At 58.2% G+C, this 12,041-nt stretch carries 10 protein-coding genes; 2 read left to right on the top strand and 8 right to left on the bottom strand.

Annotated features, from left to right (window positions below; translation table 11 throughout):
- Positions 1-41 precede the first annotated feature (41 nt).
- The 4 genes from ACR3E0_RS08690 to hemA form a co-directional block, all read right to left on the bottom strand.
- Positions 42-1,181: a hypothetical protein gene (locus ACR3E0_RS08690; protein ID WP_480478106.1), complete on the bottom strand. Its 1,140-nt coding sequence runs from the start codon at positions 1,179-1,181 to the stop codon at positions 42-44.
- An 82-nt stretch (positions 1,182-1,263) separates the two neighbouring features.
- Positions 1,264-2,385, bottom strand: a complete 1,122-nt coding sequence (ispG, locus tag ACR3E0_RS08685; RefSeq protein WP_480478104.1) for a flavodoxin-dependent (E)-4-hydroxy-3-methylbut-2-enyl-diphosphate synthase — start codon at positions 2,383-2,385, stop codon at positions 1,264-1,266.
- Between the two features lie 71 nt (positions 2,386-2,456).
- On the bottom strand, positions 2,457-3,665 hold the full coding sequence (locus ACR3E0_RS08680) for a helix-turn-helix domain-containing protein (RefSeq protein ID WP_480478102.1): 1,209 nt from the start codon (positions 3,663-3,665) through the stop codon (positions 2,457-2,459).
- Between the two features lie 130 nt (positions 3,666-3,795).
- The gene (gene hemA, locus ACR3E0_RS08675; protein ID WP_480478100.1) at positions 3,796-5,019 is read right to left on the bottom strand and encodes a 5-aminolevulinate synthase; all 1,224 of its coding nucleotides are present in this window, start codon (positions 5,017-5,019) and stop codon (positions 3,796-3,798) included.
- Positions 5,020-5,354: 335 nt separating this feature from the next.
- Here hemA and ACR3E0_RS08670 point away from each other — a divergent pair, with 335 nt between their 5' ends.
- The gene (locus tag ACR3E0_RS08670) at positions 5,355-6,740 is read left to right on the top strand and encodes a dipeptidase (RefSeq protein ID WP_480478098.1); all 1,386 of its coding nucleotides are present in this window, start codon (positions 5,355-5,357) and stop codon (positions 6,738-6,740) included.
- A 134-nt stretch (positions 6,741-6,874) separates the two neighbouring features.
- Here ACR3E0_RS08670 and lpdA read toward each other — a convergent pair whose 3' ends face one another.
- A complete protein-coding gene (gene lpdA / locus ACR3E0_RS08665; RefSeq protein WP_480478096.1) occupies positions 6,875-8,269 on the bottom strand; it encodes a dihydrolipoyl dehydrogenase in 1,395 nt (464 codons plus the stop codon).
- Between the two features lie 214 nt (positions 8,270-8,483).
- Here lpdA and ACR3E0_RS08660 point away from each other — a divergent pair, with 214 nt between their 5' ends.
- Entirely contained in the window at positions 8,484-8,918 is a 435-nt protein-coding gene (locus ACR3E0_RS08660; RefSeq protein WP_480478094.1) for a hypothetical protein, read from the top strand.
- Here the strand turns inward: ACR3E0_RS08660 and ACR3E0_RS08655 are convergent.
- The 3 genes from ACR3E0_RS08655 to queA all read right to left on the bottom strand — a co-directional run bounded on the left by ACR3E0_RS08655 (position 8,915) and on the right by queA (position 12,034).
- Complete coding sequence (locus tag ACR3E0_RS08655; protein WP_480478092.1) at positions 8,915-9,493, bottom strand: DUF924 family protein; 579 nt, start codon at positions 9,491-9,493, stop codon at positions 8,915-8,917. The genes ACR3E0_RS08660 and ACR3E0_RS08655 overlap by 4 nt on opposite strands.
- 109 nt (positions 9,494-9,602) lie before the next feature.
- Positions 9,603-10,874 (bottom strand): MFS transporter, encoded by a 1,272-nt coding sequence (locus ACR3E0_RS08650; protein ID WP_480478090.1) that lies wholly within the window; start codon positions 10,872-10,874, stop codon positions 9,603-9,605.
- Positions 10,875-10,987: 113 nt separating this feature from the next.
- Entirely contained in the window at positions 10,988-12,034 is a 1,047-nt protein-coding gene (gene queA / locus ACR3E0_RS08645; protein WP_480478088.1) for a tRNA preQ1(34) S-adenosylmethionine ribosyltransferase-isomerase QueA, read from the bottom strand.
- Between the last annotated feature and the right edge of the window lie 7 nt (positions 12,035-12,041).

The following is a 12,041-nucleotide window of genomic DNA, read 5'->3' as shown; positions in this document are numbered from 1 at the left end:
CCCCGCCACTCACCCACGCTCAGAGAGTAATCCTCTAGGAATTAGCGGATTTTTTGCGGCCAAGGGTTTGTAGTGGTTGAAGCTTTTCCACCGCTTGGACTATGAAAAACAAAATAGCTGCGCAGCATGTAGTCCATCGCAAACGCGCTGTACCGCTCGGCCTGTGCCGGTTGTATTTGAAAACGTTCCGTTAGGAACTCGGTCAGTTGCAGCTGGGCCGTTTTGTATTGACGTTTCAGATTGCGCAAAAGAACTGCTCTGGCGGGTGTCTTACCCGCCCAGACTTCCAAACCGTCGTCCACCTCATCGCGCGTGTTATACAGGTTTCGCGATATTGCCCAAGGTCTTTCGCTAACCAAAGTCCAGCTCTTTGCAACCCGGTTGCGAATACGGGATGTCGGGGCAAGCGTGCCTTCTCCCTTTCCCGGCCCCAGTGCCTCGTCCGCCAGGGCCGCAAAGCGTTTCACTGCTTTTGGCATGGCTTCAAGCCCGGTGGAGCGGTCCGGCACAAATTCAATCCAACATGGCATTGTCATCTCATCTGCTGTAGGCATATAGACATCCCATATGCCCCATTCTGCAAACTGTCTTCTCTGATTGATTACCCAGAACGCACCGCCGGTTTCGTCCGAATTTTTCAAAATCGTGGGTGCTTGCCACAGATTGTCCTCCAGTATCGGTAACAGCTCGACTTCGCCACGCCTTGATGGCCACAACCTTGCGAGGGTGTCCTCAAATTCCTGGTCTTCATCGACAAGGTACAGATAGAACCAATTGCCCCGCCAACCGCGGGTTGACGACCAAACGAATAGCCTAGTGCCATTAATCGGGACTCGCTGCCAATAGTACTCATCATATGGAGCAAGTTTCTCATCCGGTTCTTTCCGTTCGAAAAACCCAGGATCAAACAGCGTGTAGCCGCCAGATTTCAGAGAAACAGCTTTTTCGCGAGAATAGCTTAGGCGGGACAAAACAATCTGTGCGCTAGCGCCGTCATTCACAAAATCAGGCCATCTGATGTCGGGAAGTGTCGAATTGTAAGCCCAATCAGCCATCTCCTTCGCTATTCGGCATTCGGGTTGAACCTTGTCTCCGATAAGAGCAGGATAGTCTTTGGCTAAACCCGGACCGGGCGGTGTCAACATCATCAAAGCTATCAGCGCTTGGATTTTCTTGAGCAAGGTCACTAACCTAATAGAAGAACGACAGTCACAATCCTGACGGTATCGCAAAGTTCAGAACACAACCACGTTTTTCTAGGGTCTATTCTGCCGCCTCTTGAGCAGCATCAATCTCTGCCGCCTTCTTCTCAACCTCTTCCACGATGTGGTCGATCATCTGGTCGTTCGACATCTTGTGGCTGGCCTTGCCTGCCAGATAGACCATGCCCGACCCTGCCCCGCCGCCGGTAAAGCCCACGTCCGTCATCAGCGCCTCGCCCGGGCCGTTCACGACGCAGCCGATGATCGACAGGGACATTGGTGTCTTGATGTGCTCCAGCCGGTATTCCAGCGCTTCGACGGTTTTGATCACATCAAACCCCTGACGGGCACAGGACGGGCAAGAGATGATGTTCACGCCGCGATGGCGCAGGCCCAGCGATTTGAGGATTTCAAAGCCGACCTTGACCTCTTCGACCGGATCAGCGGACAGGCTGACGCGGATCGTGTCGCCAATCCCCATCCACAGCAGATTTCCCAGTCCAATGGCAGATTTGATGGTACCGCTGACCAGCCCCCCGGCCTCGGTGATGCCAAGGTGGATCGGCGCGTCCGTCGCGTCCGCAATGCCCTGATACGCCGCAGCGGACAAAAAGACGTCACTGGCTTTCACGCTGATCTTGAAATTGTGAAAGTCATTGTCCTCGAGGATACGGATGTGTTCCAAACCGCTTTCGACCATCGCCTCGGGGCACGGCTCGGCATATTTTTCCAGAAGGTGCTTTTCCAGGCTGCCCGCGTTCACGCCTATCCGGATCGAGCAATTGTGGTCACGGGCGGCTTGGATCACTTCTTTCACCCGCGCCTCGTTGCCTATGTTGCCCGGGTTGATCCGAAGGCACGCCGCACCGGCCTCGGCGGCTTCGATCCCCCGGCGATAGTGAAAGTGGATATCGGCGACGATGGGCACCGGGCTTTCGCGCACGATCTCTTTCAGCGCAGCAGACGACGCTTCATCCGGGACGGACACACGCACGATATCCGCGCCCGCCTCCGCCGCCGCCTGAACCTGTGCCACGGTTGCCGCGACATCGGTGGTCAGCGTGTTGGTCATGGTTTGGACGGCGATGGGTGCGTCGCCCCCGACCGGCACGTTGCCAACCATGATCTGCCGGGATTTCCGGCGATAAATGTCGCGCCAGGGACGTATGTGATTAAGGGACATGAAGATGGGTCCGCAACTACCTGAGTTGAGCTTTTAGATAGTCCGGCAACGGGGGTACCGCAATGGCTGGATTACTCGGCGGGCTCTTCTGTCGCTTCGGTCCGCAGTTCAGCCACCAATTGCTTGAGCGCACTGTTCTGCTCGGCCTCGAGATCTGCCACGGCATACACTTCGGCGACCGCATCCTTGGAGAGAACCACGCCTTTGGCGACCGTTCCGGGTGCGCCCGCTGGTCCGTAATGCGCGCCATTCATCGAGAAAAAGACCGAACCGGATGCCCCGGCGCGCAGCAGAGGCGGTTCTTCGGTCAGCGGCACTTCGAATACATTGCCCTGTTCAACCGTTCCCAATGTGCCCTCAAAGATCACGCTGCCGTCGGCGGCCGTCACGCGCATCCAGGCCGGGTCAACGGCGACAATCCTAAGCGTGGTGTCGATTTGCTCGACCACCTGCGGCAAGGCCGGTCTGTCGACGGTATGCACTTCGGCCAATTCGACCGCAGGCAACTCCGGTGGGCGGAAGGTACCGACGGACCTTGGATCGAGCGTGGAAATAGGCGCATCCCGCGCCACAAGAACCGGCACATCCAGCGCTTGCGGACGATACAGGCGATCCAGCGCCTCGGTGCTCGGGGCGTTGGCGGTGTCAACCGCAGCGCTGCTGTTGCGCGCAGCATCCAGCGGATCCAGATCGGATAGAACGACGGGCGCCTGTTCGACCGGGCTGACCTGGACCTGCTGGATCTTGTTCAGCACGGCCCAGCCGCCATATCCAATACCACCGATCAGGGCCAACAGGACCAATGACGAGCCAATGGCACGCGGCTCGATCTGGCTGACCAGGGATTCCTTGCCCGGAATGTAGGGCGTATTGGGTGAGATGAACGGGTCACGGCCCATAGGCCCGCGCGACGGCAGGTCGCTGGACCCTTTGCGCACGACCGAAGCTTCGGCGGACATGCCGTGGGCAACTTCGAACCCGCTTTCCTGACAGAAGGAGTTGAAGGTCTCGTCCGGGTTCATTCCAAGATAACGGGCGTAGGAACGAACATACCCGGCGATGAAACCGGGTGTGTCAAATGCATCGGGATCAGCATTTTCGATCGCGGCGATGTAATTGGCCTTGATCCGAAGCTCTCGCTGGACATCGAGCAGAGATTTTCCCATGGTCGCGCGCTCGCCGCGCATCATGTCACCAAGCCGAACCTCATAGTCATCAAAACCTTTCGGCCTGACATCCGTTTCGCCTTCGGATTCGCGCTGTGGTTTGCGCCCAATCATCCCTGCTGCCCCATTCTGCCTTCACGTGTGTTTCACGCTAACGGTGACTCGTCCCCATAACGATTCGTCCGCTACTTTTGTTAGCGTAAGCTTAACACGCGACAAACAAGTTGCACACGTTGGCGTGAGGTTAGCCGGCAAGTTCGGCGCGATTTAGCGCACAATGTGACCAAAGTTCGTCCATCGCCTGTACCAGACGGTTCAATTCGCCGGGTCCGTGCACCGGGGATGGGGTAAAACGCAGGCGTTCGGTTCCCCGTGGGACGGTCGGGAAGTTAATCGGTTGCACATAAATGCCGTAATCTTCCAACAACCGGTCGCTGAGAACTTTCGTGTGCACCGGGTCGCCGACGATGACCGGCACGATATGGCTGCCGTGGTCGATCAGGGGCAGGCCCAATCCTTTCAGCCGCAGCTTGAGAATTTTGGCTTGGGTCTGATGCTGCTCTCGCAGTTCCGGTGCTTGTTTGAGATAGGCCACCGAAGCGGCGGCGCCTGCGGCAACAGCGGGCGGCAAAGATGTCGTGAAGATGAAGCCCGGCGCATAAGACCGCACCGCGTCACACATTTTCGCGCTGGCTGCGATATACCCGCCCATGACGCCAAAGGCCTTGGCGAGTGTGCCGTTGATGATGTCGATGCGGTGGGCCAGACGATCCCGCTCGGTCACACCACCGCCACGCGGGCCGTACATGCCGACGGCATGCACTTCGTCAATATAGGTCAGCGCGCCGAACTCATCGGCCAGATCGCAGATCTCTTCGATGGGCCCAAAATCGCCATCCATCGAATACACGGATTCAAAAGCGATCAGCTTGGGCGCTGCGGGGTCATCAGCCTCGAGCAATTCACGCAGATGAGCGACGTCATTGTGGCGGAAGATACGCTTGGAACCGCCGTTGCGGCGCACGCCTTCGATCATCGAGGCATGGTTCAGCGCGTCGGAATAGATGATCAGACCGGGGAACAGTTTCGGCAACGTGCTCAGCGTTGCGTCATTGGCAATATAGGCGCTGGTGAACAACAGGGCAGATTCTTTGCCATGCAAATCGGCCAGTTCCGCCTCCAGACGCTTGTGATAGACCGTTGTGCCCGAGATGTTGCGGGTGCCGCCCGACCCTGCACCGGCCGCATCGACGGCTTCGTGCATCGCCTCCAGCACCACAGGATTCTGCCCCATGCCCAGATAATCGTTGCCGCACCAGACGGTCACATTCTGATGCGTCCCGTCGGGACGGGTCCGCACCGCATGCGGGAAATGCCCGTTCCGGCGTTCAATATCAATAAAGGTCCGGTAACGTCCTTCGTCATGCAGCCTGGCAATCGCTGAATCGAGCTGAGCAGTATAGTCCAACGGACCCTCCTTGAATGCCTGATGCGGTGGTCCGAACCTGGCAACTAGTCTACCACCTGTTACAGTTTACACTGCTTTGGCGATATTTTGCGTTCTTTGATACCAACTGCCTACAGTCGAACCGGTGAACCCAACTTTGATTTGCATCAAATATAAGCTTGCGCCCGCCTCGACAAGTCAAGTTACGGCCAACAGACGCGAGGAAACGACGCAGGCACCCAGGCATCGGATCAACAGGTTTCCGATGCGAGACCAATTTCAGGGTCCGGCCCTCTGGACGGCGCTGACCACGCTGATAGGTTGCCGCAAACACATAATCCCTGCAGGAGACCGCCATGTCGCTAGACGCCGTGCTGAGCCGGATCGATGACGATCTGCAAACCTCGATCGACCGCCTGATGGAACTGCTGCGTATTCCGTCCATCTCGACCGACCCGGCCTATGACGAACAGGTCAGCCAGGCCGCAGACTGGCTGGTCGCAGATCTGAAAAGCATCGGAATCACTGCAGAAAAACGGGCCACATCCGGCCACCCGATGGTTGTTGGGCATGTCGGTGAAGACAGCGATGGGCCTCACCTTTTGTTTTACGGACATTACGATGTTCAGCCGGTTGATCCACTGGATCTGTGGAACCGCGATCCGTTCGATCCGGCAATCGAGGACACGGACTACGGTCCGGTCATTCGGGGGCGCGGGTCTTCGGACGACAAGGGACAGTTGATGACCTTTGTCGAGGCGTGCCGCGCCTGGAAAGCCGTTCACGGCACCCTGCCCTGCCGCATCACCTTTTTCTTTGAAGGCGAAGAGGAGTCGGGCTCTCCGTCGCTGGTGCCGTTTCTCAAGGAGAATGCGGCTGAGCTTAAGGCCGATCTGGCACTGGTCTGCGATACGTCGATGGTGTCCCGCGGCGTGCCATCGATTGCCTCGCAACTCAGAGGCATGCTGAAAGACGAATTCACAATCATTGGCCCGCGCATCGACCTGCATTCCGGGCACTATGGCGGCCCCGGCCTCAACCCGCTGCGCGAGTTGTCGAAAATCGTCGCCTCGTTCCATGATGAAGAAACAGGGCGGGTTGCGGTGGACGGGTTCTACGATGGCGTCCACGAGGTGCCGGCAGAACAGTTGCGGCAATGGGAAGGCTGCGGGTTCGACGAGGCCGAGTATCTGAACTCGGTCGGCTACACCCAGGCTCACGGGGAAAAGGGCTATTCAACTCTCGAACAACAATGGGCGCGCCCGACCCTCGAGGTGAATGGGTTGTGGGGCGGCTACAACGGCGCGGGTACCAAAACGGTGATCCCGTCAGAGGCCCATTGCAAGATCACCTGCCGCCTCGTCGGCGATATGGATCCCGACTCGCTGCGCGACAAGATCCGCGTACATGTCGAAGCGCGCCTGTCTCCGGATGCCAAGGTTGTCTGGGACGGAGATCTCGACGGCTCGCCCGCCTCGGTCATGAATTTGGACCGACCGGAATTCGAGGCGGCGCGGGGTGCACTGTCGGACGAGTGGAACCGGGAAGCGGTGTTCACGGGAATGGGTGGATCGATCCCCGTGGTCGGTTATTTCAATACCGAGCTCGGGCTGGATTCGATGCTGGTCGGCTATGCCAATGACGACGATGCGATTCATTCGCCGAACGAAAAATATGACGTCAAAAGCTTTCACAAGGGCATTCGGTCCTGGGCGCGCATCCTGGATGCGTTGACCAAGTAGACTTGTTTGCGAGGCTCTGCCTCGCGCTCCGAGGTATTTAGGGCCAGATGAAGACCGGATCCCTTGCTTCATCTGGCTGAAAGTACCTCGGGGGAGGCGCGGCTTGCCGCGGCGGGGGCAGAGCCCCCCTTTTCTTACATGTGAATTACGCGCCCGTAGGCGTCCAGAACGCTTTCATGCATCATCTCTGACAGTGTCGGGTGCGGGAAGACGGTGTTCATCAGATCCTCTTCCGTCGTCTCCAGTTGACGGCCCACCACGTAACCCTGAATCAACTCCGTAACTTCCGCGCCGATCATATGGGCGCCCAGCAACTCTCCGGTCTTGGCGTCAAAGACGGTTTTGATCATGCCCTCAGCTTCGCCCAGCGCAATCGCCTTGCCGTTGCCGATAAACGGGAAGCGCCCGACCTTGATGTCATAGCCGAGTTCCTTGGCCTTTGCCTCGGAATAACCAACTGACGCGACCTGCGGCTGACAATAGGTACAACCTGCGATGCTTTCGGGTTTGACCGGATGCGCATGCTGACCCGCAATCAGATCCGCAACCATGACACCTTCGTGGCTGGCCTTGTGCGCCAGCCAGGGCGCGCCCGCGATATCTCCGATGGCATAGAGGCCCTCGACGCCCGTGCGGCAGTACTCATCCGTCACAACATGGGTTCGGTCGATCTTCACGCCCAGCGCTTCGAGACCCAGGTTTTCCACATTGCCGACAATGCCCACAGCCGAGATGACGGTGTCAAAATCGTGTTTCTCGACCTTGCCCTTGACCTCAATATGCGCGGTCACCTTGCCTTTGGCGCGGTCGAGTTGCTTGACCATCGCCTTTTCCATGATGGTCATGCCTTGTTTGGTGAAGGCCTTTTTGGCGAAGGCGCTGATTTCGGCATCTTCCACCGGCAGAACCCGGTCCATCACTTCGACCACTGTCGTGTCGGCGCCGAGCGTGTTGTAGAAACTTGCGAACTCAATCCCGATCGCACCGGACCCAATAACGAGCAGCTTTTTGGGCATGCGCGGCGGCATCAGGGCATGTTTATAGGTCCAGACCAGATCGCCATCCGCTTCCAACCCCGGCAATTCGCGTGCCCGAGCACCGGTCGCAAGAATGATATTCTTGGCCGTCAAATCCTCGGTCCCTTTGTCGGTTTTGACACTGACCTTACCCTTGGCAGGGATCGTCGCCTCCCCCATCACAACGGTGACCTTGTTTTTCTTGAGCAGGTGCCCCACGCCGCTGGTCAATTGCTTGGCCACATCCCGCGACCGCTTTACAACCGCGTCGAGATCGTACCCGACCTTGCCGGCGCTGAGGCCGAACTCCTTGGCCCGCTCCATCAGGTGGAACACTTCGGAAGATCGCAACATCGCCTTGGTCGGAATACATCCCCAGTTCAGGCAGATGCCGCCCAGATGCTCGCGTTCCACAACGGCGGTTTTCAGCCCCAGCTGCGCGGCGCGGATGGCCGCGACATAGCCGCCCGGACCGGCACCGATTACGATCAGATCAAAAGATTGTGCAGCCATGTGTCCCTCTCGGCGCAGGTCGATTGCAAATTAGTTTACCATTAAACTATTATTCGCAGCGCATCAACACGATGTTCCCGCGACAAAAGCGACGCGGGGTCAGCACCGTCGGATGGTGCAGCTTTGAGCCTATACCCGGGGCAGAGCAAAGGCTAGAACAGAAGGGTCGGGCCTGCCCGGCTTTTCTTGATCACAAGTCATTCGAAAGCACATCATGGCCAAAACGCTCAAAGACCTTTTGCTCGCATTGCTGAACGCAACACTCATCCTACTGGCCCTATGTTTGTTTCTGGGATGGAAACTGGCATCCACGGTAGACGGTATCACATCCCAGTTTTCCGAGACCCTGCAAACCATCACGCCCCTGCAAGATCAGGCGCAGGGCATACGCGGCGAACTGGCCGCGCTGCGCAGTGATCTGGCGACGATCAAGCTCGAAGGCGATACGGTCGACACCGCAACGGTTGAGCGTATCACTGCGGCCCTGGACCGGCTGAACGACGTCGAAGACACGCTGCAGTCCACTCAGGCCCGGTTTGCCGATATGGCGCAGGCGCCGAACGTTCTGATTGATCAGGTCATCAACACCTCGGCCGACGCAATTGCCGACCGGGTGATTGCAATTCGGGGCTGCGTGCCAGCGACCTAACCGGCGGCCTGCAATTCGCGCACAGTGGTGCCATACCCGCCCATATCGACATAAGCCGCTTCATGCTCTGTCATGGGGCGCGACAATGCCTCATTGCGATATGGGAACCGGCCAAACTTGCGGATCACCTCGCGATGTGCCCGTGCGTGCAACAGGTTACTGGAATCGCCGCTGGTCATATTCTGACACATCAGACGCACGCAACGCTCCTGATCGCACAGGTTTTCCGAGTGCATCATCGGCAGGTAGAAAAACTGCCGGGCCGGTTCGTCGATCTTCAGATCCCAGCCCTTGTCGACCGCACATTTTGCCGCCGTCAGCGCAGCCCGGTCCGATGCAAAGGCGCGCGCATCGCCACGAAACATGTTGCGCGGAAACTGATCCGTCAAAATGATGTAAGCGAGTGACCCGCTGGGATAGGTCAGCCAGAGCGAGAACTTGCCCTCGATTGCAGCGGTCCAGGTGTCCAGAAACCGATCCCGGATTTTCGCGTCCAGCGCGTCGTCCTGCAGATACCACCCCTTTGGACCAACTTCGTCTAACCAAAAACTCAATACGTCTTCAGGCCCTACCATTGCCCTAAACTCCGTCTTGTGCCCTCCCCAGGGACGTAGCGTCATTTAAGTCCGTTTTACAGAAGTGTTACAGTAACATATTGCAACACTTACGACATAAACTCGTGTCCTAGGCGGTATCCTGCGCGTCCTGTTCCGCCTCGGCCGCCTCGATGGCAACTTCCTGGGCCACCTCAAGCGCGACCGGCGAGGCCGTCGGGTACAACGGAGACATTGTTCCGGTCTCGTCCACCGGGATCGCTGCGCGCTGAGTCATGCGGTACATTGCGTACCCGCCCATCACGAACAACAACGCCGCGATGAACAGGAAAAACCCGGGCGGGCCAAACACCGCATCGCCCATCAGCCAGCCCGTAATCAACGGCCCGGCAATTGCGCCCAATCCGTTGATAAAGACCAGCCCGCCAGACGCGGCCGCCATGTCTTCGTGTTCCAGAAAATCGTTCGCATGGGCGATAAGCAGCGAATAGAGCGGGTTTGACATACCGCCGATGACGAATGCCGCAAGCAACAGGATAGGAAAGGTTACGCCCAGTATCATGCCGGCCAGTGCGCTGCATCCGCCGGTGACCGCGGCAACGAGGATCAGGACCCGCCGATCCATCCGGTCGGAAAACCAGCCAAGGGGGTATTGCAGGACAATGGCGCCCACATAAAAAGCGGCGATAAAGGTCGATATTTCAACCAACGTCAAACCGGCACGGGCTCCGTAGACCGACGACATACCAAATTGCGCGGAAAACACGCCGCCCAGCAGGAACATGCCAACACAGGCCATTGGCGACTTGTCCATCAGTTCGCGCAGGGTCATCGGTTTGGTGGTGTCAAAGGCCGGTGTCGGCGAAATCGACAACAGGATCGGGGCAAAGGACACCGAGACCAGGATCGATGCGATCACGAATGTCTCATAGCCTGCAGGGTCACCCAGCAGCATCAGAGCCTGTGCGCTGATAATGCCGGTCATCTGGACGATCATGTAGAGCGACAGCGCCTGACCCCGGTTTTCATTGCTGGCCGCATTGTTCAGCCAGCTTTCCGCAGTCACATACACGCCGGAAAAGCAGAAACCGATGATGACGCGCCCCAAAATCCACGCGACCGGGTCGGTCAGCATCGGATACATGATCATGACGGCAGAGATGAACGAGGCCAGTGCTGCGAACACACGCACATGACCAACCCGTCGGATCATTTCCGGCGCCAGCCGAGACCCGCCGAGGAAGCCCACGAAATACGCAGACATGACAAACGACATCTGAAGGGTCGAGAACCCCTCGATCTCACCTCGGACACCCAGAATTGTACCCTGAAGGCCGTTTCCGACCATCAATAGCCCCATACCAAGGAGCAAAGCCCAAGCGCTGGACAGGACCTGAATCATTGGGGCCTCCGGGTATATGCCGACCTGAGTTACGTATCGTTCCTGCGATCAAAAACCGCACTGGTCGCGCTTGTCTACGACATTCCCGAAGATTGATCCTGTGAACACGTCTTTCAGGGGATCAAAAGCGACGAGTCCCCGTATGAGAAGAAACGATACCTTTTCTCAATGGCATGCGCATAGACGTTGCGCATCCGGTCCTGACCCATCAATGCAGAAACCAGCATCAGCAAAGTGGATTTCGGCAGATGGAAATTTGTCATCAGCGCGTCAGTGACGTGGAACCTGAAACCCGGGTAGATGAAGATGTCCGTCTCCCCCTCCCACGCTTCGATTCTGCCGGTGCGCGCTGCGCTTTCGATCAGGCGCAGGGCGGTGGTTCCAACCGGGATGACGCGATGTCCGGCCGCCTTGGTGGCCCGGATTTCTTCGGCAGCAGCGGCGCTGACCCTGCCCCATTCCGCGTGCATCTTGTGCGTGGTCACATCCTCGACCTTGACCGGCAGGAAGGTGCCCGCGCCCACATGTAGCGTGACATGGCTAAAGGCTACACCACGTGCCTCCAAGGCCTGCAGCAATGCCTCATCAAAATGCAGCGATGCGGTGGGTGCGGCAACGGCACCGGAGTTTCGGGCCCAGATCGTTTGGTAGTCGGTTTTGTCCTGTTCATCCGCCGGGCGTTTGGCCGCGATATAGGGCGGCAACGGCATTGCGCCTGCTTGCTCCAGCGCGGCATCGAAATCCTCACCCGTCAGGTTGAACCGCAAATAGGCCTGGCCGTCCTCGACCCGGTCCAGCGTTGCACTCAGCTGGTCGGAAAACTTGATCTCCTCGCCTGGCTTCACTTTCTTGAGCGGCTTGATCAGGGCGGCCCACGTTCCATCGGCCTGAGGGTCCAAAAGAGTTGCTTCGATGGCGGCTGAAACCGCACCCTGCGCGCTGTCCCGATGGCGGCGGCCATTCAGCCGCGCCGGAATCACCCGCGTGTCGTTCAACACCAGCCGGTCACCGGGCTGCAACCAGTTGGGCAGGTCAAAGACATGACTGTCTGTAATCGCATCGCCCTGCGCCACCAACAGACGCGCCGAGGATCGCGGGTTGGCCGGCCGCGTGGCGATAAGGTCTTCTGGCAGGTGGAAGTCAAAGTCACTGAGTTTCATGGGCGCG

It is taken from the genome of Ruegeria sp. AJ12 (genome assembly GCF_056536245.1).
This window is presented reverse-complemented; position numbering and strand designations above follow the sequence as displayed.